26 protein-coding genes are annotated in these 21,789 nt (G+C 74.4%); 9 read left to right on the top strand and 17 right to left on the bottom strand.

Annotation, left to right across the window (positions count from 1 at the left end; translation table 11 throughout):
- Nucleotides 1-291: 291 nt before the first annotated feature.
- The 3 genes from ACI78T_RS01570 (at nucleotide 292) to ACI78T_RS01560 (ending at nucleotide 3,186) form a co-directional block, all read left to right on the top strand.
- On the top strand, nucleotides 292-927 hold the full coding sequence (locus tag ACI78T_RS01570; protein ID WP_456556337.1) for a sigma-70 family RNA polymerase sigma factor: 636 nt from the start codon (nucleotides 292-294) through the stop codon (nucleotides 925-927).
- Nucleotides 928-1,042: 115 nt separating this feature from the next.
- On the top strand, nucleotides 1,043-2,185 hold the full coding sequence (locus ACI78T_RS01565) for a DUF5667 domain-containing protein (RefSeq protein WP_456556336.1): 1,143 nt from the start codon (nucleotides 1,043-1,045) through the stop codon (nucleotides 2,183-2,185).
- A gap of 86 nt (nucleotides 2,186-2,271) precedes the next feature.
- Nucleotides 2,272-3,186, top strand: a complete 915-nt coding sequence (locus ACI78T_RS01560) for an HAD family hydrolase (RefSeq protein ID WP_456556335.1) — start codon at nucleotides 2,272-2,274, stop codon at nucleotides 3,184-3,186.
- 21 nt (nucleotides 3,187-3,207) lie between these two features.
- On the opposite strand, the gene ACI78T_RS01555 is transcribed toward ACI78T_RS01560, so the two are convergent.
- The 6 genes from ACI78T_RS01555 to ACI78T_RS01530 all read right to left on the bottom strand — a co-directional run bounded on the left by ACI78T_RS01555 (nucleotide 3,208) and on the right by ACI78T_RS01530 (nucleotide 7,552).
- Complete coding sequence (locus ACI78T_RS01555) at nucleotides 3,208-4,116, bottom strand: lysophospholipid acyltransferase family protein (RefSeq protein WP_456556334.1); 909 nt, start codon at nucleotides 4,114-4,116, stop codon at nucleotides 3,208-3,210.
- Complete coding sequence (locus ACI78T_RS01550; RefSeq protein WP_456556333.1) at nucleotides 4,109-5,215, bottom strand: NAD-dependent epimerase/dehydratase family protein; 1,107 nt, start codon at nucleotides 5,213-5,215, stop codon at nucleotides 4,109-4,111. Before ACI78T_RS01550 ends, ACI78T_RS01555 begins: the two co-directional genes overlap by 8 nt.
- Before the next feature lie 10 nt (nucleotides 5,216-5,225).
- A complete protein-coding gene (locus ACI78T_RS01545) occupies nucleotides 5,226-5,324 on the bottom strand; it encodes a 30S ribosomal protein bS22 (protein ID WP_012854759.1) in 99 nt (32 codons plus the stop codon).
- A 143-nt stretch (nucleotides 5,325-5,467) separates the two neighbouring features.
- Nucleotides 5,468-5,803, bottom strand: coding sequence for a helix-turn-helix domain-containing protein (locus ACI78T_RS01540; protein ID WP_456556332.1), 336 nt, complete (start codon nucleotides 5,801-5,803; stop codon nucleotides 5,468-5,470).
- A gap of 307 nt (nucleotides 5,804-6,110) precedes the next feature.
- Nucleotides 6,111-6,929, bottom strand: coding sequence for a pyrroline-5-carboxylate reductase (gene proC / locus ACI78T_RS01535; RefSeq protein ID WP_456556331.1), 819 nt, complete (start codon nucleotides 6,927-6,929; stop codon nucleotides 6,111-6,113).
- Nucleotides 6,926-7,552 carry a hypothetical protein gene (locus tag ACI78T_RS01530; RefSeq protein ID WP_456556330.1) on the bottom strand — a complete coding sequence of 209 codons (627 nt, stop codon included), beginning with the start codon at nucleotides 7,550-7,552 and terminating at the stop codon, nucleotides 6,926-6,928. Before ACI78T_RS01530 ends, proC begins: the two co-directional genes overlap by 4 nt.
- Before the next feature lie 80 nt (nucleotides 7,553-7,632).
- Between ACI78T_RS01530 and ACI78T_RS01525 the strand changes: the two genes are divergently transcribed.
- Nucleotides 7,633-8,175, top strand: coding sequence for a type 1 glutamine amidotransferase domain-containing protein (locus ACI78T_RS01525; protein ID WP_456556329.1), 543 nt, complete (start codon nucleotides 7,633-7,635; stop codon nucleotides 8,173-8,175).
- 3 nt (nucleotides 8,176-8,178) lie between these two features.
- Here ACI78T_RS01525 and ACI78T_RS01520 read toward each other — a convergent pair whose 3' ends face one another.
- On the bottom strand, nucleotides 8,179-9,027 hold the full coding sequence (locus ACI78T_RS01520) for a hypothetical protein (RefSeq protein ID WP_456556328.1): 849 nt from the start codon (nucleotides 9,025-9,027) through the stop codon (nucleotides 8,179-8,181).
- Nucleotides 9,027-9,971, bottom strand: coding sequence for a Ppx/GppA phosphatase family protein (locus ACI78T_RS01515; RefSeq protein ID WP_456556327.1), 945 nt, complete (start codon nucleotides 9,969-9,971; stop codon nucleotides 9,027-9,029). Before ACI78T_RS01515 ends, ACI78T_RS01520 begins: the two co-directional genes overlap by 1 nt.
- Nucleotides 9,972-10,012: 41 nt before the next feature.
- On the opposite strand from ACI78T_RS01515, the gene ACI78T_RS01510 reads away from it, so the two are divergent.
- Complete coding sequence (locus tag ACI78T_RS01510; protein ID WP_456556326.1) at nucleotides 10,013-10,819, top strand: hypothetical protein; 807 nt, start codon at nucleotides 10,013-10,015, stop codon at nucleotides 10,817-10,819.
- On the opposite strand, the gene ACI78T_RS01505 is transcribed toward ACI78T_RS01510, so the two are convergent.
- Nucleotides 10,712-11,791, bottom strand: a complete 1,080-nt coding sequence (locus ACI78T_RS01505; RefSeq protein ID WP_456556325.1) for a helix-turn-helix domain-containing protein — start codon at nucleotides 11,789-11,791, stop codon at nucleotides 10,712-10,714. The genes ACI78T_RS01510 and ACI78T_RS01505 overlap by 108 nt on opposite strands.
- An 82-nt stretch (nucleotides 11,792-11,873) precedes the next feature.
- Between ACI78T_RS01505 and ACI78T_RS01500 the strand changes: the two genes are divergently transcribed.
- Nucleotides 11,874-12,077: a hypothetical protein gene (locus ACI78T_RS01500; protein WP_456556324.1), complete on the top strand. Its 204-nt coding sequence runs from the start codon at nucleotides 11,874-11,876 to the stop codon at nucleotides 12,075-12,077.
- A gap of 10 nt (nucleotides 12,078-12,087) precedes the next feature.
- A complete protein-coding gene (locus ACI78T_RS01495) occupies nucleotides 12,088-12,294 on the top strand; it encodes a DUF3072 domain-containing protein (protein ID WP_456556323.1) in 207 nt (68 codons plus the stop codon).
- A gap of 6 nt (nucleotides 12,295-12,300) precedes the next feature.
- Here the strand turns inward: ACI78T_RS01495 and ACI78T_RS01490 are convergent, their stop codons facing one another.
- Both ACI78T_RS01490 and ACI78T_RS01485 read right to left on the bottom strand, forming a co-directional pair.
- The gene (locus tag ACI78T_RS01490; protein WP_456556322.1) at nucleotides 12,301-12,987 is read right to left on the bottom strand and encodes a winged helix-turn-helix domain-containing protein; all 687 of its coding nucleotides are present in this window, start codon (nucleotides 12,985-12,987) and stop codon (nucleotides 12,301-12,303) included.
- The gene (locus ACI78T_RS01485; protein ID WP_456556321.1) at nucleotides 12,984-14,207 is read right to left on the bottom strand and encodes a sensor histidine kinase; all 1,224 of its coding nucleotides are present in this window, start codon (nucleotides 14,205-14,207) and stop codon (nucleotides 12,984-12,986) included. The genes ACI78T_RS01490 and ACI78T_RS01485 overlap by 4 nt, the downstream gene beginning before the upstream one ends.
- A gap of 170 nt (nucleotides 14,208-14,377) precedes the next feature.
- Here ACI78T_RS01485 and phoU point away from each other — a divergent pair, with 170 nt between their 5' ends.
- Nucleotides 14,378-15,037: a phosphate signaling complex protein PhoU gene (phoU, locus tag ACI78T_RS01480; protein WP_456556320.1), complete on the top strand. Its 660-nt coding sequence runs from the start codon at nucleotides 14,378-14,380 to the stop codon at nucleotides 15,035-15,037.
- Between the two features lie 33 nt (nucleotides 15,038-15,070).
- On the opposite strand, the gene ACI78T_RS01475 is transcribed toward phoU, so the two are convergent.
- Genes ACI78T_RS01475 through mshA form a run of 6 tightly spaced genes read right to left on the bottom strand, consistent with a single transcriptional unit; the run spans nucleotide 15,071 to nucleotide 20,876 of the window.
- A complete protein-coding gene (locus ACI78T_RS01475; protein ID WP_456556319.1) occupies nucleotides 15,071-15,820 on the bottom strand; it encodes a phosphoglyceromutase in 750 nt (249 codons plus the stop codon).
- Nucleotides 15,821-15,843: 23 nt separating this feature from the next.
- Complete coding sequence (locus tag ACI78T_RS01470; protein WP_456556318.1) at nucleotides 15,844-16,146, bottom strand: hypothetical protein; 303 nt, start codon at nucleotides 16,144-16,146, stop codon at nucleotides 15,844-15,846.
- 38 nt (nucleotides 16,147-16,184) lie between these two features.
- Nucleotides 16,185-17,429: an aminotransferase class I/II-fold pyridoxal phosphate-dependent enzyme gene (locus ACI78T_RS01465; RefSeq protein ID WP_456556317.1), complete on the bottom strand. Its 1,245-nt coding sequence runs from the start codon at nucleotides 17,427-17,429 to the stop codon at nucleotides 16,185-16,187.
- A 56-nt stretch (nucleotides 17,430-17,485) separates the two neighbouring features.
- Nucleotides 17,486-19,042, bottom strand: a complete 1,557-nt coding sequence (locus ACI78T_RS01460) for an MFS transporter (RefSeq protein WP_456556316.1) — start codon at nucleotides 19,040-19,042, stop codon at nucleotides 17,486-17,488.
- Entirely contained in the window at nucleotides 19,039-19,545 is a 507-nt protein-coding gene (locus ACI78T_RS01455; protein ID WP_456556315.1) for a YbjN domain-containing protein, read from the bottom strand. The genes ACI78T_RS01460 and ACI78T_RS01455 overlap by 4 nt, the downstream gene beginning before the upstream one ends.
- The gene (mshA, locus tag ACI78T_RS01450; RefSeq protein ID WP_456556314.1) at nucleotides 19,542-20,876 is read right to left on the bottom strand and encodes a D-inositol-3-phosphate glycosyltransferase; all 1,335 of its coding nucleotides are present in this window, start codon (nucleotides 20,874-20,876) and stop codon (nucleotides 19,542-19,544) included. Before mshA ends, ACI78T_RS01455 begins: the two co-directional genes overlap by 4 nt.
- A gap of 89 nt (nucleotides 20,877-20,965) precedes the next feature.
- On the opposite strand from mshA, the gene ACI78T_RS01445 reads away from it, so the two are divergent.
- Complete coding sequence (locus ACI78T_RS01445; RefSeq protein ID WP_456556313.1) at nucleotides 20,966-21,748, top strand: SDR family oxidoreductase; 783 nt, start codon at nucleotides 20,966-20,968, stop codon at nucleotides 21,746-21,748.
- The last annotated feature ends 41 nt before the right edge of the window (nucleotides 21,749-21,789 follow it).

Here is a 21,789-nt window from a genome sequence, read left to right as displayed (position 1 = left end):
TGCATTCCGGCAAGCTGGTTGGACGGGCTGGGGCGATGTTGTCACCATGGGGGCAGCCCTGCAGCATCGCGCGCCCGTTCCCCGCCGGGTGCGTCGGGGGAAGACGTCCTGGTACGCGGGCCGGCAAGGAGGTCGATCGCCCGCATGCCGCACCCTCTGGACGCGGAGCGAGAGCTCACGTCGTCGCCGCCCGCGGGGTCCGCGAGACCCACCCCGCACCCGCGGCCCTCCCCGAGGCCGCGACCGACCCCGTTCCCGCGCGCCAGCGCGGAGGCGCTCCCCGAGCCCAACGTGGTCGAGGAGCTGCCCGCCCCGCCGGAGGACGTGGACGAGGCCGCCGAGGTCGAGGCGCTGGAGGCCGGTCTCCCGCCGGCCCCGGAGGGTGTCGACGTCTGGGAGCTGGTGTCGCAGGCCCAGGCCGGCGACGCCGAGGCCTTCGGCCGGCTCTACGACCACTACGTGTCGATGGTCCACCGGTACGTCTACTACCGGGTCGGTGACCGGGCCACCGCCGAGGACGTCACCAGCGAGACCTTCGTGCGCGCGCTGCGCCGCATCGACTCGCTGTCGTTCCAGGGCCGCGACGTGGGCGCCTGGCTGGTCACCATCGCGCGCAACATCATCCGCGACCACGTGAAGAGCAGCCGGTACCGGCTGGAGGTCACCACCGCCGACATGCGCGACGCCGACCGGGCGACCGACGGCCCGGAGGACGCGGTGGTCCAGCACCTCACGAACCGGGAGCTCCTCGCGTGCGTGCAGCAGCTGGGCAGCGAGCAGCAGGAGTGCATCGTGCTGCGCTTCATCCACGGCCTCTCGGTGTCCGAGACCGCGGAGATCATGGGGAAGAAGGACGGCGCGATCAAGGCGCTCCAGCACCGCGCCGTGCGCCGGCTCGCGGCGCTCCTCCCGGACGGTCTGCGATGAGCGGAAATCGAATCGTCGGGGCCGTAACCGAATACCCTCGCCCCTCGTTGGAGCGGGTGCAGCGGGGTGCGCCGGTCGGTGGCGTCCTCGCAGGAACGACGTCCGGAGGCCCCAGGTGAGCGTGCACGAGCGCGAGGAAGCCGTCGTCGCGCGGCTGCGCGAGCTCGCGCCGCACCTCGACGGCGAGCCGGACCCGGCCTTCCGGGCCGCCACGCGCGCCCGGCTCGTGGCGATGGCCGCCGTCCGCACCCCGGAGCCGGCGCCCGCCACCGGGATGCAGCGGCTGCTGGCCGTCCGCGCCCCCGACGTCCGGCCCGCGCGCTGGCGCTCCCGGTTCACCGCGGGGCTGGCCGGCGCCGCGCTCACGGTCACCGCCCTGGCCGGCCTGGTGGCGGTGGCCGACGGCGCGCAGCCCGGGGACGTCCTCTACGACCTCAAGCGCGGCACGGAGCAGACCCAGCTCGCCCTCGCCGGCGACGCGCGCGGTCGGACGCTGCTCGACTTCGCCAGCACCCGCCTCGACGAGGTCGAGGCGCTGGTCGGCGAGGGCGGCACGGCCCTGCCGGTGGCGCCGGCCGAACCGGGTGCCGGCGGCGTCTCCGCCGCCGGTGCCGACCCGGCCCTCGTGCTCGAGACCCTGCGCACGATGGACGAGCAGACGACCGAGGGCGCGGCCTGGCTGGCCGACCGCGCCGTCGACACGCAGGACGCGCAGCCCCTCGACGAGCTGGCCGAGTGGGCCGCGGTGCAGACCGCCGAGCTGGCCGCGCTGCAGCCGCGGGTGCCCGACGAGGCCACCGAGGCCGTCGGGCAGTCGCTGACGCTGCTGGCCGAGATCGGTGCGCGCACCGGCGGGCTGCAGAGTGCCGTCGCCTGCCCGGGCGGACCGGCGGTGGCCGGGACCGACGACCTGGGCCCGGTGCCCGCCCCCTGCCCCGTCCCCGACCCGGTCCCGCCGGTGACGACGACCGGCGAGAGCCCCGACCCGTCGACGCAGGCCGGCACGGGGACCACGCCGAGCACGCCCGCCCAGCCCGCTCCCGAGCCGCTCCCGGTCCCGGGCACGACACCCGGCGGCAGCCTGCCCACCCCGGCGGTCCCGGCGCCGACGACGCCCGGTGGCGGCCTGGTGCCGACCCTGCCGCTGCCCCTGCCGGGCGGCGGCTCGTCGGCCAGGACGACCCCTCCCCCGGTCGTCCAGCTGCCCGGCCCGGTCACCCTGTGCCTCCCGCCGCTGGCCACCCTCGGCGACTGCTGACCGACCGGCTCCGCTCCCGGCGGCCCCGCTAGGGTCGGGAGGTCGGGTCGCCGCACCGGCGGCAGGTCGATCGCAGGGAGGACGTCGTGCCGCGAGTGCCGTTCCGCGGCCGGTCCGCGCGCTCGGAGGCGTCCGTCGACGAGGAGACCCGGGCCCACGTCGCCGGTGCCGCGTCGGCTGCCGCGGCAGAGGTCGCCCCGCCGCCGTCGGTCGAGCCCGACCCCACCGGCGCGGCGTTCTTCGACGTCGACAACACGATGATGATGGGCGCCTCGCTGTTCTGGTTCGCCCGTGGACTGGCCGCCCGGAAGTACTTCACCAGCCGCGACATGGCCGGCTTCGTGTGGCAGCAGCTCAAGTTCCGCGTCGGCGGGAACGAGGGCAGCGCCGACGACATGCACACCATCCGCGAGAACGCGCTCGCCTTCGTCGCCGGCCGGCCCGTCGCCGAGATCGTGCAGGCCAGCGAGGAGATCTACGACGAGCTGATGGCCGACCGGATCTGGGCCGGCACGCGTGCGCTGGCGCAGCAGCACCTCGACTCCGGGCAGCGGGTCTGGCTGGTCACCGCGACGCCGGTGGAGCTGGCCTCGATCATCGCCCACCGGCTGGGGCTCACCGGCGCACTCGGGACGGTCGCGGAGGTCGTCGACGGCAAGTACACCGGCCGGCTGGTCGGCGAGCTGATGCACGGCCCCGCGAAGGCGGAGGCGGTGCTGGCCCTGGCCGAGCGGGAGGGCCTCGACCTCGCCCGCTGCACCGCCTACAGCGACTCGGCGAACGACCTGCCGATGCTGTCGCTCACCGGGAACGCCGTCGCGGTCAACCCCGACACCGAGCTGCGGGCGGTCGCGCGGGCCCGGGGCTGGACGATCCGCGACTTCCGCACCGGCCGGAAGGCGGCGAAGATCGGCGTCCCGACGGTGGCCGCCGCGGCGCTGACCGGCGGCGTGGTCGGCGGAGCGATCGCCCTGCGGAGGCGCGACAAGCTCCCCTGGTGACCCAGATCGGCGCCGAGCTGATCAGCCGAAGACCGACTTGCGCTGCAGGAGCAGCTGGTAGAGCGAGTGCTGGATGGTCTCGCGGACCTGGTCGGTCAGGTTGAACACCAGCATCGGGTCCTCGGCGGCGGCCGGGCCGTAGGACGCCGTCTCGATCGGCTCTCCGAAGGCGATCAGCCACTTCGAGGGCAGCGGCACCAGGCCGAGGGGGCCGAGCAGCGGGAACGTCGGGGTGATCGGCAGGTACGGCAGGCCGAGCAGCCGGGCCGCCGTCCTGGCGTTGCCGATCATCGGGTAGATCTCCTCGGCGCCCACGATCGCGCACGGGATGATCGGGACGCCGGTCCGCAGCGCCGCCGTGACGAAACCGCCCCGGCCGAACCGCTGCAGTGTGTAGCGCTCGCGGAAGGGCTTGCCGATGCCCTTGAACCCCTCGGGGAAGACGCCGACCAGCTCGCCGGCGTGGAGCAGCCGTTCGGCGTCCTCGTTGCACGCCAGCGTGGTGCCCATCTTGCGGGACATCGTGCCGATGAACGGGAGCTCGAAGACCAGGTCGGCGCCGAGCAGCCGCAGCCGCCGCTGAGCCGGGTGGTCGTCGTGCAGCGCGACGGTCGTCATCAGCGCGTCGACGGGGAGCGTGCCCGAGTGGTTGGCGACCAGCAGCGCGCCGCCCTCGGCGGGCACGTTCTCCAGCCCCTGGCTCTCGACGCGGAACCACTTCTCGAAGAACGGCCGCAGGATCGGCAGCAGCACGTGGTCGGTGAGGTCGGGGTCGAAGCCGAACTCGTCGGTCTCGTACTCACCCGTCAGCCGACGGCGCAGGAACTCCAGCCCACCGGCGAGCTGCTCCTCCCAGCCGGGCGGCGCCGCGGGCGGGATGTAGGCGTCGTCGTCGTCCGGGCGCAGCGGGATCACGCGGGCCTCAGGCATCGCGCACCGCCCGGAGGCCCGGGGCCGGCGGCGACGGCCGGAGCCGCTCGCCGACCGCGGTCGCGGTGTCGCCGGCGTGCTCGAGGACCGAGCGGGCGCGCGAGGTGATCGAGTGCACCAGGCGCGGCGAGACGACCGGCGGCACGGTGCGGGCGTAGTCGTCCAGTGCGGCCTCCGTGGTGTACCGGGGGGTGTAGCCGAACCGCTCGCGCAGGACCGTCGTGTCGACGACCCGCCCGAAGTTGAGGAACCGCATCTGCTCGGGCGAGTAGTCGACGAAGCCGAACCGCCGGGACAGGCGGCCGACCGAGCCGAGCGCCGGCGTGGGCAGCGGGACCTCGATGCGCCCCAGCCGGCGGATCGCCTGCGAGAGGAGCAGCGTGCCCTCGCCGCCGACGTTCACCGTGCCGGTGAAGTCGCCGGTGGTCGCGCGGGTCAGCACGGCCAGGGCGTCGTCCTCGTGGAGGAGCTGGACGCGGGCGTCGTAGCCGAGGGCCGTGGGCACGACCGGCATCCGGAAGAAGCCGGTGAGCAGGGAGTCGATCCGCGGACCGATGAAGTTGGTGAACCGCAGCATCGCGACGTCGACCTCGGGCCGACGGCGGGAGAACGCGCGGACGTAGCCCTCGATGTCGAGGCTGTCCTTGGCGAACCCGCCCGAGGGCACGGCGCGCGCCTGCATGGCCTCGGTGAACACCGCGGGATCGCGGGAGGAGGCCCCGTAGACAGCGCTGGTCGACTTCAGCACGAAGCGGCGCACCGACGGCGCCCGCTGGCACGCGGCCAGCAGCTGCATGGTGCCGATGACGTTGAGTTCCTTCATCGGCACGCGCCCGCCGGAGCCGGCCGGGGTGGAGCTGATGTTCATGTGCACGACGGTGTCGACGGACGCCGCCGCGATGACCTTGCCGATCAGCGGGTTGCGGATGTCGGCCCGCACGAACTCGGTGCGCCCGAGCCGGCGGAGCATCTCCTGCGACGGCGGGACCGTGTCCACGCCGATGACCCGCCCGATCGAGGGGTCGGCTGCCAGCTCGGCCGCCAGCGCACCACCCAGCCACCGGCTCACACCGGTGACGAGGACGACCGCGGGCGGCACGAGCGTCAGCTCACTTCTTGTTGCGTCGCTGAACGCGCGTCTTCTTCAGCAGCTTGCGGTGCTTCTTCTTCGCCATCCGCTTGCGCCGCTTCTTGATGACCGAACCCACGTGGTGCTCCCGACGTCGTTGCAGAAAAGGATCAGCTCGAACGCGACAGCGGGATCGGTCCCGGTGTCGCCCGGCGACCGAGCGTACCCGAGCCGCCCCGCGGCTACGTTGCCGCGGGCGGCCCTACCGGGGACGACGGTCTCTCAGGCGATGTCGGTGTAGGCGTCGCGCAGGTAGTCCTGCACGGCGCGCTCCGGGACGCGGAAGGAACGGCCGACTCGGACGGCGGAGAGCTCACCGGCGTGGACGAGGCGGTACACGGTCATCTTGGAGACGCGCATCATCGAGGCGACCTCGGCGACGGTCAGGAAGGTGACGGCGGCGCGGGGGGCCGGGACGGCGGTGCGGCCGAGCGGCATGGCGGCCGGGTGCTGCGCGGGAACCGGGCGGGCCATCGTGGCGGCCATCGGGCGACCGACGGGGCGGGGGCCGGGCACACCGGGGCGGGCCATCGCGGGGGCTGCAGAGCGCTGGGGCATGGTCATCTCTTCGTCTCCGGACCTAGCTCATGTCGTGGCGCCGGCTTCCCCACCGGCAACTGAACACGCATGCGCTGGTACAGAGCGTAAGGGGCCCACGTGACTGGAGCGATGGGTGAATCGAACAGGCGGACCGGTCCGTCCTCGGCAGAACTACACCAGTGCAACCGCTCAGAACTGTGGCGCCCCGCGTTTCGCGACTCTGTGACGACGCGATGACGGACAGTGCTGGATTCATGTCGACTTGTGGGTTACTGTGCCCGGCTCGCCGCCGCAGCGGCCGCACCCGCCCCACGGCCCCCTCGCGTCAGCGGGTGTCGCGCCCGAGCTCCACCGAGCGGGCGTGCGCCGCCTCGATCGCCGCGATGAGCGCCGCCCGCACCCCGTGGCGCTCCAGTTCCCGGACGGCGGCGATCGTCGTCCCGCCGGGACTGGTGACCGCCTCCCGCAGCTGCACCGGGTGCTCACCGGAGTCGCGCATCATCACCGCGGAGCCCAGCGCCGTCTGCACGATGAGGTCGGCCGCCAGCGCCCGCGGCAGGCCCAGCAGGATGCCGGCGTCGACCATCGCCTCGACCAGGTAGAAGAAGTAGGCCGGGCCGCTGCCCGAGAGCGCGGTCACCGCGTCCTGCTGGTCCTCCGGCACCCGGCGCACGCGCCCGACGGCGGCCAGCAGCGCCTCCGCCTCGTCGAGGTGCTCCTCCCCCGCGTGCGCCCCCGCCGAGAGCACGCTCATGCCCTCGTCGACGAGGGCCGGGGTGTTCGGCATGACCCGGACGACCGGGACGCCGTCGGGCAGGGCTGCCTCGATCCGCCGCGTCGGGACGCCGGCAGCGACCGAGACCACCAGGTGGCCGGCGTCGACGTGCTCGGCGAGCCGGCCGAGCAGGACGTCGATGTCCTGCGGCTTGACCGCGAGGAGGAGCACCCGTGCGCGGGTGGCCGCCTCCCCCAGGTCCACCGTGCCCACGCCGTAGCGCTTCGCCAGCTCGGCCGCGCGCTCCGGGCTGCGCTCGCAGACCAGGATCCCGTCGGGCCCACCGCGCCGGACCAGGCCGGACAGCAGCGCCTCGCCGATCTTCCCGCCGCCGATGATCGCCAGCCCGCGGCGCCCGGTCGCGGTCACGGGGCGACCGCCAGGCCGACCCGGACGGCCGAGCCGGCGGCGACCAGCCGCCGCTGCTCGGGAAGCAGGACTCCGTAGGGCATGACGAGCTCCCAGCTGTCGGACGGGCGGCCGTTCCAGGCCGCGCGTTCACCGGCGATGGCGACCAACCGCGGATCGGACACCGCGACACCCAGGTGCCCGTCGGCGGCCATCAGGACGTTGAGGCAGCGGACGAAGCGGAGGCCGGCCGCGCGGCCGGGTCCCGCCCCGAGCCGGATCCGCCGGCCGGCGAGGCGGCGGCAGCGGTCGTCGGCGCCGGGCTCGTCGGCCCGCACGACGATCCGGGTGCCGGACGGCGCGAGCTCGTCGACCACCGCGGGCGGACCCGTGACGGCGATCGCGACACCGGCCCGCTCCGCGGGTCCGCGGACCCCGTCGAGGCGGTCGACCGGGACCGTCAGCTCGCAGGACGCCGCCGGCCCGGCCTCGCGGACGCGCGCCACGAGGCCCGCGTCGCCCCCCTCGAACGCCACGAGGCACCCCGCGCCGACGACCTCCTGCGCGAGGTCCACGGGGTCGCGCCCGGCGACGAGCCGCCGGGACAGCAGACCGCGCAGGGCGGTGGCGGGGCTGACGGGCACGCGGGAAACCGTAGTGCGCCGGTGTGTGCCCCGTCGGGGGCCCGGGTAGCGGCGGCCTCATGGCAGGAGAACTGAACGGGATGAAGGTGGCAGTGCTGGCCACGGACGGCGTCGAGCAGGTCGAGCTGGACCGGCCGTGGCAGGCGCTCGAGGAGGCCGGCGCCGAGCCGGAGCTGGTGTCGCTGGAGGGCGGGACCATCACCGCCTACGACCACATCGACAAGGGCGGCACCAAGAAGGTCGACGCCGTCGTCAGCTCCGCCGATCCCGACTCCTACGGCGCCCTGGTGCTGCCCGGTGGCGTCATCAACGGCGACTTCGTCCGGGCCGACGCCGACGCCGTCGCGTTCGTCACCTCCTTCTTCGACGCGGGCAAGCCGGTCGCGGCGATCTGCCACGCGCCGTGGGTGCTCATCGAGGCCGGGGTCGTGAAGGGCCGCCGGATGACGTCGTGGCCGTCCCTGCAGACCGACCTGCGCAACGCCGGCGCCGACTGGGTGGACGAGGAGGTCGTCGTCGACGGCAACCTGGTCACCAGCCGCAAGCCCGACGACCTCGACGCGTTCAGCGCGGCGATCGTCGAGGAGTTCGCCCGCGCCGACGAGGACGACGAGGAGGACTGACCCTCAGGAGCCGGCGGCGAGCAGCCCGGCGGCGGGGGCGATGGTCAGCAGCGTGCCCGCGAACACCAGCACGGCCAGGAGCCACGCGCCGACCGGCTCCCGCCCCTGCCGCTGCCGCCACACCCCCACGCCCGTGACCAGCCCGGTCACGGCGAGCGGGGCGAGCAGGACGGCGACGTGCGGGAGGATCTCCCAGAGGACGGTGGCGGCGAAGTAGACGCCCACACCCGCGGCGAGGGCGATGACCAGCTCGCCGGCGAAGCGCAGCCAGGCGAGCGCGCTCTCCTTGGGGGTGACGTCGAGGTCGGCGTCCAGGTCCGCGTCGATCCCGCCGGGCCGGACCACCGGGATGGGACCGGTGGACGGGTGCTCCTCGCGCACGGGGCGGGAGGACGCCCGCTGCGGGATCTCGCGCGAGTGCCGGCGGTCGAGGGTCGGGACCGGCTTGCTGTGCAGGGCCTCCCGCGGCACCGGCGCGCTGGGCATCGGGGCGGCGACGGGGACGCCGGGCTTCCGGTCGGGGCGGATGCCGGGGATGGCCGCGGTCGAGGGGTCGGGCGCGCGGCGCGCCTGCCGCCGCTCGGGCTGCTGCCGGCGCTCCATGCCCGGGGGCGGGATCGTGAAGTCGGGGCGGTCGGGCGTCTGGTCGCTGCGGCGCCGTCCGTAGCCGGTGCGGCCGGCCAGCCCGTCGGCGGCCGCGGCCTCGGCCCGGCGCTGCCGGATGCCGGTCTCCTCGGGGTCGTCCCAGGAGCGGCGGCGGGCAGCGCGGTCGGCCCGCTCGATGCCGGCCTCACGGAGGATCTCGGCGAGCGAGCGACCCCCGGTGTCCGGGCTCCAGTCCGGCTCCGCCATCACACCCCTCCCAACGAGTCCAGCCTGCGCAGGATGACACCCTCCCGCAGCGCCCACGGACAGATCCTCACGCACCGTACGTCCAGCGCACGCATAGTTGCGGCAGCCACCACGGCGCCGGCGGGAACCTGGTGCGCGCGGTCGGGCGAGACGCCCCGCAGCTCGGCCAGCGCGGAGCTCTCGATCCGCGACACGAAGCCGACGAGCTGGTCGAGGCCGTCGGCGGTGAGCTCGCGCGGGACCTGGAGCCCGGCGGAGTACGGGGCGGCCCCGGTCAGCCGCGCCAGCGTGCGGAAGGTCTTGCTGGTGGCGGCCACGATGTCGGGCCGGCCGGCACCCCGCAGCTTCTTCGCGCCGGGAGTCAGGAGCTCCGTGGCGTAGGAGTCCAGCTTGCCCAGGGCGGCCAGGTCGGGGCGGCCGCCGACGCGGGCCTCGGGCAGGAACCGCCGGGTCATGCGGCCCGCACCCAGCGGCAGGGAGAGGGCGACGTCGGGGTCCTCGTCGACGCCGCTGGCCAGCTCCAGCGACCCGCCGCCGATGTCGAGGACCAGCAGCCGGCCCGCGCTCCAGCCGAACCACCGGCGGACGGCCAGGAAGGTGAGCCGGGCCTCGTCCTCCCCGGTGAGCACCTGGAACTCCACGCCGGTGCGCTCCCGGACGCGGTCGAGGACCTCCTCGCCGTTGGACGCCTCCCGGATCGCGGAGGTGACCATGGCCAGCAGCTCGTCGCAGCCCTCCCGCTCCGCCTGCTCGCACGCCTCCTGCACCGCCTTCAGCAGGGCCTTCTCCCCCGCCTTGGACAGCAGGCCGTCGTCCCCGATCTGCTCGGCGAGGCGCAGCAGCCAGCGGTCGTCGTGCATCGGGGTGGGGTGCGCGCCGCGGTGGGCGTCCACCACGAGGAGGTGCACGGTGTTCGAGCCGACGTCCAGCACCCCGAGTCGCATGGCCCCAGTCTGCCGGGCGCGACCGCACCTAGGCTGGGCGCGTGCCAGACCCGCTCTCCGAGGTGCCGCTCGACTTCGCCCGCGAGTGGGTGGAGTTCCCTGATCCGGCCGACCCCGGGCACGTGATCCGGGCGGACCTCACCTGGCTGACGTCGGCCTGGACGTGCATCTTCGGCCGCGGCTGCGCGGGCGTGGTCGAGGGGCGGCCCGACGACGGCTGCTGCAGCCACGGCGCCTTCTTCACCGACGACGACGACCTGGCACGGGTCACCGCGTCCGTCGCGCTCCTGACCGACGAGGACTGGCAGCTGGCCCCGGTCGGCCGCGTCGCGTGGACCGAGGAGGACAGCGCGCACGACGACAGCGGGAAGGGGTCGCTGCGCACCCGCGTCGTCGACGGCGCGTGCGTCTTCCTCAACCGGCCCGGGTTCGCGGGCGGCCAGGGCTGCGCGCTGCACCGGATGGCGCTGCGGACCGGGGTGCACCCGCTGACCACCAAGCCCGACGTCTGCTGGCAGCTGCCGGTGCGGCGGGAGCAGGAGCACGTGGAGCGCCCGGACGGGACCACCGTGCTCGTCTCCAGCATCGGCGAGTTCGACCGCCGCGGGTGGGGCCCGGGTGGGGCGGACCTGCACTGGTGGTGCACCGGCTCACCGCTGGCGCACGTCTCCCGGGAGCCGCTGGTCGAGACCTACGCGCCCGAGCTGACCGCGCTCATCGGCGAGGCGGCGTTCGCCGAGCTACGCCGGCTGGCCGAACTCCGCCTCGACCAGGGTCTCGTCGCGCCGCACCCAGCCAGCCCCCGGCCGGTGCCCGTCGAGCTGCAGCGGCGCCGGCCCGGAGCCTGACGCCGCCCCGGCCCGGAAGGTCTGCCGGTAGGCGCGCGGGGAGACCCCGCGACGCCGCGCGAACTGCTCGCGCAGGCCGGCGGCGGTGCCGAAGCCCACGAGCCGCGCGATCTCCTCGACCGGGGCGTCGGTCTCCTCCAGCAGCGCCTCGGCCGCCGCGAGCCGCTGACCCAGGAGCCAGGCGTGCGGCGTCGTCCCGGTGGTGGCCTTGAACCGGCGGGCGAAGCTGCGCGGGCTCATGAGCGCCCGCCGGGCGAGCAGGTCGACCGAGATGTCCGCGGCCAGGTTGGCGGTGGCCCACTCCAGGACGGCGCCGAGCAGGTCGTCCTCGCAGGCGGGGACGGGTGCGTCGATGAACTGGGCCTGGCCGCCGTCGCGGTGCGGCGGGACGACCATCTCGCGGGCCAGCGCGTTCGCGGCCGCGGAACCCCACTCGCGGCGCACGAGGTGCAGCAGCGTGTCGACGCCGGCCGCCGTCCCGGCACCGGTGATGACCTGCCCGTTGTCGACGTAGAGGACCGAGGGGTCGACGGTGACCTGCGGGAAGCGGGCGGCCAGCTCGCCGGCGTACTTCCAGTGCGTGGTGACCCGCTTGCCGTCGAGCAGCCCGGCCTCGGCGAGCACGAACGCGCCGGTGCAGTGGCTGATGATCGTCGCGCCGCGGGCGTGGGCCGCGCGGAAGGCGTCGAGCATGGCCGGCGAGGGGACGCGGTCGAACAGCTCCCAGGCGGTGATCGACACGATGTCGGAGGAGGCGAGCCGCTCGAGGCCGTGCTCCACGCTGATCGGGATGCCCGTGTCGGTGCGCAGGAGGCCCGGCGTCTCGCTCACCAGCCCGAAGTCGAACCGGGGCAGCCCCATGGAGCGGCGGTCGTAGCCGAAGACCTCGGCGCAGACCCCGAGGCCGAAGCTGCCGACGAGACCGTCGGCGACGACGACGCTGACGACGAGCGGGCGGTCGGGGAGGGCCATGCGGGCATCATGGCAGAAAAGATGCGATAGCGGTCACTTCTGCCACTCGTCCTCGCCCGACCGGGCGAGCACGCTTCCCCCCATGTTGCTGATCACCTGCCCCGTCACCAGCACCGACGAGCTGGTCGCCGACCGGCGGATCCGGTCGGTCGCGAACCACCCGACGCACATCGCGATGCACGTGGAGTGCCCGGCCTGCGGGAGCGTGCACGTCTACCGGACGGGCCGCCGGCACGCCGTCCAGGCCGCCCCCGCTCGGGAGGCGCGCGTCCCGGTCCCGGCCTAGCATCGAACACATGAGCGAATCGAACGCGAACACCGGCCAGGCCGGCGACCCCACCGCCGAGAAGGACCCCGCCGACTGGGTGACCGGTGACGAACCGGCCACCGGCGCCCAGAAGAGCTACCTCGAGACGCTGTCCCGCCAGAGCGACGAGGAGGTCCCCGAGGACCTCACCAAGGCCGAGGCGTCGCAGAAGATCGACGAGCTCAAGAACGGCTGAGCCGGCTCAGGCCTCGAGCTTGTAGCCCAGCCCGCGCACCGTCAGCAGGTACTTGGGGTTGGCCGGGTCGGGCTCGATCTTGGCCCGCAGCCGCTTGACGTGGACGTCGAGCGTCTTGGTGTCGCCGACGTAGTCCGAACCCCACACGCGGTCGATGAGCTGGCCGCGGGTGAGCACGCGGCCGGCGTTGCGGAGCAGGTACTCGAGCAGGTCGAACTCCTTGAGCGGGAGGGAGACCTGCTCGTTGTCCACCGCGACGACGTGGCGCTCGACGTCCATCCGCACCGGGCCGGCCTCGAGGACGCCCTCGGTCGACGGCGCCTCGCCGGTCTCGCCGCGCCGGCGCAGGACCGCGCGGATCCGGGCGACGAGCTCGCGCGCCGAGTACGGCTTGGTGACGTAGTCGTCGGCGCCGAGCTCGAGCCCGACGACCTTGTCGATCTCGCCGTCCTTGGCCGTCAGCATGATGATCGGGACGTTGCTGCGGCTGCGCAGCGACCGGCAGACCTCGGTGCCGGGCAGGCCCGGGAGCATGAGGTCGAGCAGCACGATGTCGGCGCCCGCGCGGTCGAACTCCGCCAGGGCATCCGGGCCGTTCGAGGCCACGACGGCGTCGTAGCCCTCCCGCCGCAGCATGTAGGAGAGGGCGTCGGAGAACGACTCCTCGTCCTCGACGACCAGTACTCGGGTCATGAACGCTCGATCTCCATCTTCTCGGCGGGCCTCTCGTCGGCCCCCGCGGGCTGGGGTGCGTCGGTGTCGCCGGGGTCGGTGGGCCCGGACACCAGCGGGATGCGCAGGGTGAACGTGGAGCCGAGGCCTTCCTCGCTCCACACGGCGACCGATCCGCCGTGGTTGCTGGCCACGTGCTTGACGATGGCCAGACCGAGCCCGGTGCCACCGGTGCTGCTGGCCCGCGACTGGTCGACCCGGTAGAAGCGCTCGAACACCCGGTTGCGGTCCTTGCGCGGGATGCCGACGCCGCTGTCGGTGACGGCGATCTCGGCGAACCCGGAACGGGCGCGGGCGGCCACGGCGATGCGGTTGTTCCCCTCGCTGTAGGCGACGGCGTTGGCGAGCAGGTTGGTCACCGCGGTCACCAGCTGGTTCTCGACGCCGCGGACCACCAGACCCGCGTGCCCGCCGACGGCGATGTGCAGGTCCTTGGCCTTGGCGGCGGTGCGCGTGCGGTCGACCGCCTCGGCGATCACGTCGTCCACCTCGACGGGCACCAGCTCGGGCAGCGGCTCGCCGCCCTGCAGACGGGACAGGTCGATGAGCTCGCGCACCAGGCGGGCCAGCCGGTCGGACTCGCGGGCGATCCGGCCGGCGAACCGCTGCACCGCCTCGGGGTCGTCGGCGGCCTGCTCGATCGCCTCGGCCAGCAGGGCGAGCGCGCCGACGGGCGTCTTCAGCTCGTGCCCGACGTTGGCGACGAAGTCGCGGCGGACGGCCTCGGTGCGCCGGGTCTCGGTGACGTCCTGCAGGACCAGCGCCACCGGCCCCGGCAGCGGCGCCGTCCCGCTGTGCAACCGGACGCCGTGCACGCCCATCAGCCGGGGTCCGGACCCGGCGAGGTCGCCGGGCAGCCGGACGTCGGCGCGGCGGCTGCCGCCCGACCGGACGTCCTGCACCAGCGTGAGCAGGTCGGGGACGAGCAGCCGGCTCCCCCGCACGATGCCCAGGGCCCGGGCCGACGGGTTGGCCAGCAGCACCGCGTCGTCGACGTCCACCAGGACGACGGCGGGGTCCATGAGGTCCAGCAGGCGCCGGGCGAAGGCGGCCTCGGGCGGGCCGACGACGGCGCCGTCGACCTCGGGACCGGCCGGGTCCCGCGGGAAGCGGAGGATGACCGTGGCGGTCGCGACCCCGCCCAGGACGAGGCCGACCACCAGGGCGACCAGTGGACTCACGACCCGATGCTAGGTCGGAATACCCCTGTTTCCGCCGGAACGCAGCCGATCTCCCCCTCCGGCGGGGCAGTGTTCACCTGGGTGTGGGCAGGCGTTCACCCGGCGACGACGAACAGGGTTCCCGGCGCACCTACCCTCGCAGGCACGCTGCAACGGGAGGACGACGACACATGCGCGAGAGCTACTTCGAGGAGCTCGAGGACATCCGGGGTTGCCTGGTCGAGATGGCGAACACCGTGGGCTCGCAGATGAGCACCGCCACGACCGCCCTGCTGGACGCCGACGTCGCCCTGGCCGACCTCGTGATCGCCGGCGACGAGCAGATCGACGCCACCCGGGAGAGCATCGACCAGCGCTGCTTCACCCTGCTGGCCCGCCAGCAGCCGGTCGCGACCGACCTGCGCACGATCGTGACGGCCACGCGGATCGCCAGCGACCTCGAGCGGATGGGCGACCTCGCCGAGCACATCGCGAAGGTGGCCCGGATGCGCTTCCCCGACCACGCGGTGCCGCAGGAGGTGCGCCCCGCGTTCCTGGAGGCCGGCCACGTCGCCGAGATGCTGGTCGCCAAGGCCGGCACCGTGATCGCCAAGCGCGACGTCGAGGCCGCCCGCGAGCTGGAGACCGACGACGACGCGATGGACCGCATCCACCGCGAGCTCTTCCGGGAGCTGCTGGCACCCAGCTGGCCGCACGGGGTGGAGACGGCCATCGACGTCACGCTGCTCGGCCGGTACTACGAGCGCTTCGGCGACCACGCCGTCGGCGTCGCCCGCCGGGTCGTCTACCTGGTGACCGGCGAACGGCACGTCCCGGAGCCCAGCGCCTGAGGCGAGCGGGCGCTCGACGAGCGCCCGCTCGTCCTACTTCTTGCCCTGGTTCTTGACGGCCTCGATGGCGGCGGCCGCGGCCTCGGGGTCGAGGTACTCGCCGCCGGTCTTCACCGGGCGCAGGTCGTCGTCGAGGTCGTAGCGCAGCGGGACGCCGGTCGGGATGTTGAGGCCGACGACCTCGTCGTCCCCCATGCCGTCGAGGTGCTTCACCAGCGCGCGCAGGCTGTTGCCGTGCGCGGCCACGAGCACCGTCTGGCCCAATCGCAGGTCCGGGACGATCGCGTCGTACCAGTACGGCAGCATCCGGACGACGACGTCCTTCAGGCACTCGGTCGCCGGTCGCGCCTCCGGCGGCAGGAACGAGTAGCGGGCGTCGCCGTCCTGGGAGTACTCGCTGCCGGGCTCGATCGGCGGCGGCGGGGTGTCGTAGGAGCGGCGCCAGATCATGAACTGCTCCTCGCCGTACTCGGCGAGGGTGGCGGCCTTGTCCTTGCCCTGCAGGGCGCCGTAGTGCCGTTCGTTCAGCCGCCACGACCGGCGCACCGGGATCCACTGGCGGTCGGCCTCGCCCAGGGCCAGCTCGGCGGTGCTGATCGCCCGCTTGAGCAGCGAGGTGTGCAGCACGTCGGGCAGCAGGCCGTGCTCGGCCAGCAGCTGACCGCCGCGGGCGGCCTCGGCGCGGCCCTTCTCCGACAGGGGCACGTCGACCCAGCCGGTGAAGAGGTTGGCCTTGTTCCACTCGCTCTCACCGTGGCGGAGCAGCACGAGAGTTCCAGTCACGCCGTCATCCTGCCGGACGGCGCTCAGGCCGCCAGCCGGGGCCAGACCAGCCACAGCTCGAAGAGCACCGGCGGGGCCAGCCCGAGCAGCAGCCAGTAGCTCAGGACGCGCCGGGCGGCACCCCACCGGACCGCCGCGACGACGCCCACGCTGGAGAGGACGCCGACCACCGACCAGAGGCCGACCGCCCAGCCGTGCACCGGCTGGAGCTGGGCGAGCACGAGCATGACGGCGCTGACGAGCACGGGGTAGACCAGCGCCGAGGCGGCCACGACGCCCATGAGAGCGCGGGCGCGACGCTCGGGTGCGGGTCTGCTGTCCGCCATCCCCGACCACGCTAACCGCGGGCGGGCGTGCGTGCCGCTCAGGCGGGGGCGGCGATGCGGGACCGGGCGGTGGCGACGGCCTCGGCGATGATCTCGCCGGCCCGGAGCAGCTGCTCCTCGGTGTGCGTGGCCATCAGCGTCAGGCGCAGCACCCCCCGCCCGCGTGGGACGGCGGGGTAGGCGACGGCGTTGGTGTAGACGTCGGCGTCGAAGGCCAGCCGCCAGGCCAGCTGGGTCACCTCGTCCTGCCCGGTGGGCACCGCGATGACCGCGCCCTCCCCGGTGATGGGGGCCGCGCCGTTCTCGGCGAGCACCCGGCGGAGCAGCTCGCAGTTGTCCTGCAGGCGGCTGACCCGCTCAGGCTCGGCGCGCAGGATCCGCAGCGCGGCGAGGGCGGCCGCCACCGACGCGGGGTCGTTGCCTGCGCTGAATACGTAGGGCATGGCCGAGGCACGGATGCCCTCGGCGGCTGCGCGGGAGGTCATGATCGCGCCGCCGATGCTGGCCAGCGCCTTGCTCAGCGCCACGGTCACCGCGTCGACGCGGGAGGCGACGCCGAGGTGCTCGGCGGCACCCCGGCCGGTCTTGCCGAGGACGCCGAGGCCGTGCGCCTCGTCGACGACCAGGCGGGCGCCGTTGCGCGCGCACAGCTCGGTGATCTCGGCCAGCGGGGCGACCTCGCCCGTCATCGAGTAGACCCCGTCGACCACCACGACGGCGCCCGCCCGCGGATCGATCGACGCCAGCCGCTCGGCGAGGCTGTCCAGGTCGTTGTGCCGCCAGCGCAGCGCGGTGCCACGGCTGGCGGCGGCCGCGGCGTGCAGGCTGGCGTGCACGTGCCCGTCGACCAGCAGCACGTCGTCGGTGCCGCAGATCGTCGACAGCAGGGCGACGTTGGCGTTCACGCCGGAGGAGGTGAGGACCGCCGCCTCGGTGCCGTAGTGGTCGGCGAGCTCCTCCTCGAGCGCCAGGTGCAGCCCCGTCGTCCCGTTGAGGACCCGGCTGCCGGCCGTGCTGGTGCCGTACTGCGCGAGGGCGGCCGCCGCCGCCTCGATCACGCGGGGGTCCCCGGCGAGCCCGAGGTAGTTGCCGGTGCCGAGGTTGATCCGCTCGCGCCCGTCGGAGTACCGCGTCGCCGGCAGCGGCGCACCGTCCGTCGGGACCGCGTGCGTCGCCGCGCCGTCGGCCACGTGCTGGCGGAACAGGGCGGCGAGGGGGTTCTCGAGCAGCGGCGCGAACGGGTCCCGTCGTCCCTGGACGGGGACGGGGTGGTCGGCGCGCACGCGCACCAATGTCGGCGGAGCAGGGCGTGTCGTCAACCGTGCGTTCCACCTTGGGGTCAGTCGGTGACGAGCGACACGCTCCTGCGCCGTCCGGGCAGCCACACGAGCACGACGGCCGCCGCGACCAGCGCCGCCATGGCGGTGAAGACCGCGGTCACGTGCATGGCGGAGACGAACGCCTCGCGGGCCGGCCCGGCCAGCTCGGCCGCGGCCCGGGCCGCCTCGGCGTCCCCACCGGCCTGGACCACCCGGACCGCCTCGAGGGTGGCGACGATCGACTGGCTGGCCTCGGCGCGGACCTCCGGCGGCAGCACGTCGACGGCGCTGCCGAGGTGCGCCGAGTACGAGGCGGCGAGGACCGAGCCGAGGATCGCGACGCCGAGGGCGCCCCCGACCTGGCGGACGGAGTTGTTGACCGCCGCCCCGGCGCCGGCCTTCTCCCGGGGGACGACGGACATGATCGACTCGGTGGCGGGGGCCATCACCGCGCCCATGCCGAGGCCCTGGACGCTCAGCACGAGCAGCAGCAGCCAGAGCGGGCTCGTCAGGTCCAGCAGCTGGATGCCGACGAACGACAGCGCGATCAGCACGAAGCCGCTCGCGCACACGGCCTTCGCCCCGAACCGCTCCGCCAGACCGGAACTCCGGGGCGCCATGACCGCCATGCCCAGCGCGACCGGGATCAGCGCGGCGCCGCTCTGCAGCGGGGTGTAGCCGCGGACGCCCTGCAGGTAGAAGACGAGGTAGAACGTGGCGCCCAGCAGGGCGAAGAAGTTGAGCCCGAGCGCGGCGGCGGCCGCGGAGAAGGCGGGGTTGCGGAACAGGCTCACGTCGAGCGCCGGGTGGGTCGACCGGCGCTGGAGCCAGACGAAGAGGGCCAGCAGCAGGAGCCCGCCGACCAGGGGGATCAGCACGCCGGGCGTCGTCCACCCCACGCCCGAGCCGCCCCGGATGAGCCCGTAGACGATCCCGGCCAGCGCGACGATCGACAGGAGGACGCCGGGGATGTCCAGCCGCCCGGGAGAGGGGTCCCGCGACTCGGGGACGAACGCGAGGACGGCGACGATGCCGAGGAGGGCCACCGGGACGCCGACGAGGAAGACCGAGCCCCACCAGAAGTGCTCCAGCACGGCCCCGCCTGCCAGCGGTCCGCCGGCGACGCCGATCCCCGCCGTGCCGGCCCACACGCCGATCGCCCGGCCGCGCTCGCGGGGCGGGAAGACGTTGGTGATGACCGCGAGGGTGGTGGGCTGCACCGCGGCCCCGCCGATGCCCATGACCGCGCGCCAGGCGATCAGCTCGACGGCGCTGTCGCTGAAGGCGGCCAGCACGGACCCGACGGCGAAGACCGTGAGACCGATGAGGAGGACGCGCTTGCGGCCGATGCGGTCACCGATGACGCCCCAGGTGAAGAGCAGCCCGGCGAACACGAGGATGTAGGCGTCGACGGCCCACTGGAGCTCGCCCTGGGTGGCCCGCAGCTCGCGCTGCACGGTCGGGATGGCGACGTTGAGGCTCGTGTTCCCCGTGATCACCACGAGCAGGCAGACGGTCATGGTGGCGAGGACCCACCAGCGCCTCGGGTAGCCGGGCGAGGAGGGCTCCTCGCTCACGCCCGGCGGGTGGGGTCGGCGAACGCGGCGAAGGCCTCGAGGTTGCGCAGGGACTCCCCGCGCTTGACGCGCCACTCCCACTCGCGGCGGATCGAGGTGCCGAACCCGATCTCGAGCATGGCGTTGAAGTGGTCGTCGGCGTAGCTGAGCACCGAGCCGAGGATGCGGTCGATCTCCTCGGGCGTGACGGCGGCGTGCGGGAGCCGGCCGGTCAGGTAGACGTCGCCCACGCTGTCGATGGAGTAGGCGACGCCGTACATCCGCGCGTTGTGCTGCAGCAGGAAGGTCCACAGCTGCTCGCGGTTCTCGTCGGGCTGCCGGCAGACGAACGCCTCCACCCGGAGGGCGTGCTCGCCGACGATCAGCCCGCAGACGGTCTTGAGCTTCTTGGTGCCGGGCAGGTCGACCAGCCACTTCCCCGGGGCCGGGTGCTCGTGGACGAGCTCGCTGTCGCGCAGGGTCTGCTCGATGACGGCGTCGAGCTCCGCGACCGTGCGGCTCACCGGGCCACCTGGACACCGGGGAGCGCCCGCAGCGGGCCGATGGCGTGCGCGCGCACCGGGCGCGGCGCGCGGCCCATCTCCTCGGCGGCCGAGGAGTAGGCCGCCACGAGGGCGTCGGCGGTGCGGTCCCAGGAGAACAGCCCCGCGTGCCGGCGGGCGCCCGCCGAGAGGAGCTCGCGTCGGGCGAGCACGGCGCGGACGGCGGTGGCGTAGTCGCGGGGGTCGTGGCCGTCGACGAGGACGCCCGAGACGCCGTCCCGGACGGCGGTGCGCAGGCCGCCGACGGCCGCGGCGACGACGGGGGTGCCGCAGGCCTGGGCCTCGAGCGCGACGAGCCCGAAGGACTCGTTGTGGCTCGGGACGACGGTGACGTCGGCGGCCCGGTAGTGCTCGGCCAGCCGCTCCGGCGGCTGCGGCGGGAAGAACGTGACGACGTCGGCGATGCCCAGGTCACCGGCGAGCTTCTGCAGCTGCTCGGGGGCGTCGAGCCCCGAGCCGCTGGGCGCGCCGACGACGTGGACGCGGAGCCGGCGGCGGAGGGCGGGTTCGTCGCGCAGCAGGTGGGCGGCGGCGTGCAGCAGGACGTCGGGCGCCTTGAGCGGCTGGATCCGGCCGACGAACAGCAGCACGATCGCGTCCTCGGGCATGCCGACGGCGCGGCGGGCGGCGGCGCGGTCACCCGGGCAGAAGCGGTCGAGGTCGACACCCGGCGGGACGACGAGGGTGCGCGCGGGGTCGGCGCCGTAGAGGCGGACCAGCTGGCGGGCCTCCTCCTCGGTGTTGGCGATCAGCCGGTCGGCCTCGGCGACCACCTGCTCCTCGCCGATCACGCGGGCCCGCGGCTCGGGCCGGTCGCCGTCGGCGAGGGCCTCGTTCTTCACCTTGGCGAGGGTGTGCGCGGTGTGGATGAGCGGCACGCTCCAGCGGTCGCGGGCGAGCCAGCCGACCTGGCCGGAGAGCCAGTAGTGGGAGTGGACGACGTCGTAGTAGCCCGGCTCGTGCTGGGCCTCCTCGCGCAGGACCGCCGCCGTGAAGGCGCACAGCTGGGCGGGCAGCTCCTCCTTGCCCAGGCCCTCGAACGGGCCGGCGCTGACGTGGCGGACCGTCACACCCGGGCTCATCTCGACCACCGGCGGGAGGTCGCTGGAGGTGGCGCGGGTGAAGATGTCGACCTCGATGCCGCGGGCGGCGAGGCGGCGCGAGGCCTCGACGATGTAGACGTTCATGCCGCCCGCGTCGCCGGCGCCGGGCTGGTCGAGCGGGCTCGTGTGCACCGACAGCGTGGCCACGCGCCGGGGCGTGGCGGAGCGCGGGAAGCGGCGAGCGGGCACGGCGTTCCTCCCGCTCTCGATCCGCTGGTGGCGGGGCCTTCCGGCCCCCTGACGACAGTTCAGTGTGCAACAACGTCAGGATGGGCTTCATGCCCGGTACCGAGCCGTCCCACTCCCCCGCCCGCCCGCTTCCCGGATCGGGGCGGACCGCCGTCGTCACCGGGGCGTCGAGCGGGATCGGCGCGGCGACCGCCACGCGGCTGGCCGCCGAGGGGTTCGACGTCGTGCTGGCCGCGCGCCGGCTGGACCGGCTGGAGGCGCTCGCGGCGTCCATCGGCGGGCGGGCCCTGGAGCTGGACGTGACCGATCCGGCGTCGGTCGAGGCGTTCGCCGCCGCGCTGGAGCGCGTGGACGTGCTGGTGAACAACGCCGGCGGCGCCTTCGACGCGAAGCCGGTCGCGGACGCCGACCTGGACTCGTGGGCGCGGACGTACGAGGTGAACGTGCTGGGCACGGTGCGGCTGACGAAGGCGCTGCTGCCGGCGCTGCGCGCGTCCGGCGCCGGTGACGTGCTCTTCGTCAGCTCGACGGCGGCGCTGGTCTCGTACGAGGGCGGGGCGTCGTACACGGCGGCGAAGCACGGGGTGCACACGCTGGCCGAGACGCTGCGGCTGGAGCTCAACGGCGAGCCCGTGCGGGTGATGGAGATCGCGCCGGGGATGGTGCGCACGGAGGAGTTCTCGCTCAACCGGCTGGGCTCGGCCGACGCGGCGGACGCCGTCTACCGCGGCGTGCGCGAGCCGCTGGTCGCCGAGGACGTCGCCGACTGCATCGCCTGGGCGGTCACCCGCCCGCACCACGTGAACATCGACCTGATGGTGGTCCGCCCCCTCGCGCAGGCCGCCCAGCACAAGGTCGCCCGCGAGAGCTGACCTCGCGAGATCTGCACACTCGGGGTCATCAGGGCCTGATC

It is taken from the genome of Blastococcus sp. SYSU D00922, assembly GCF_054050495.1.
The sequence above is the reverse complement of the archived record's forward strand: the minus strand, read 5'-3'. Positions and strand labels throughout refer to the sequence as shown.

What these genes read in the sequence shown, in the direction of transcription:
- ACI78T_RS01555 (WP_456556334.1), bottom strand. Translation starts at nt 4,116, where the DNA reads ATGCCTGAGGCCCGCGTGATCCCGCTGCGCCCGGACGACGACGACGCC.
- ACI78T_RS01490 (WP_456556322.1), bottom strand. Translation starts at nt 12,987, where the DNA reads ATGACCCGAGTACTGGTCGTCGAGGACGAGGAGTCGTTCTCCGACGCC.
- ACI78T_RS01470 (WP_456556318.1), bottom strand. Translation starts at nt 16,146, where the DNA reads ATGGCGGACAGCAGACCCGCACCCGAGCGTCGCGCCCGCGCTCTCATG.
- ACI78T_RS01445 (WP_456556313.1), top strand. Translation starts at nt 20,966, where the DNA reads ATGCCCGGTACCGAGCCGTCCCACTCCCCCGCCCGCCCGCTTCCCGGA.
- ACI78T_RS01500 (WP_456556324.1), top strand. Translation starts at nt 11,874, where the DNA reads ATGTTGCTGATCACCTGCCCCGTCACCAGCACCGACGAGCTGGTCGCC.
- ACI78T_RS01525 (WP_456556329.1), top strand. Translation starts at nt 7,633, where the DNA reads ATGAAGGTGGCAGTGCTGGCCACGGACGGCGTCGAGCAGGTCGAGCTG.
- ACI78T_RS01515 (WP_456556327.1), bottom strand. Translation starts at nt 9,971, where the DNA reads ATGCGACTCGGGGTGCTGGACGTCGGCTCGAACACCGTGCACCTCCTC.
- ACI78T_RS01495 (WP_456556323.1), top strand. Translation starts at nt 12,088, where the DNA reads ATGAGCGAATCGAACGCGAACACCGGCCAGGCCGGCGACCCCACCGCC.
- phoU (WP_456556320.1), top strand. Translation starts at nt 14,378, where the DNA reads ATGCGCGAGAGCTACTTCGAGGAGCTCGAGGACATCCGGGGTTGCCTG.
- ACI78T_RS01505 (WP_456556325.1), bottom strand. Translation starts at nt 11,791, where the DNA reads ATGGCCCTCCCCGACCGCCCGCTCGTCGTCAGCGTCGTCGTCGCCGAC.
- ACI78T_RS01520 (WP_456556328.1), bottom strand. Translation starts at nt 9,027, where the DNA reads ATGGCGGAGCCGGACTGGAGCCCGGACACCGGGGGTCGCTCGCTCGCC.
- ACI78T_RS01540 (WP_456556332.1), bottom strand. Translation starts at nt 5,803, where the DNA reads ATGCCCCAGCGCTCTGCAGCCCCCGCGATGGCCCGCCCCGGTGTGCCC.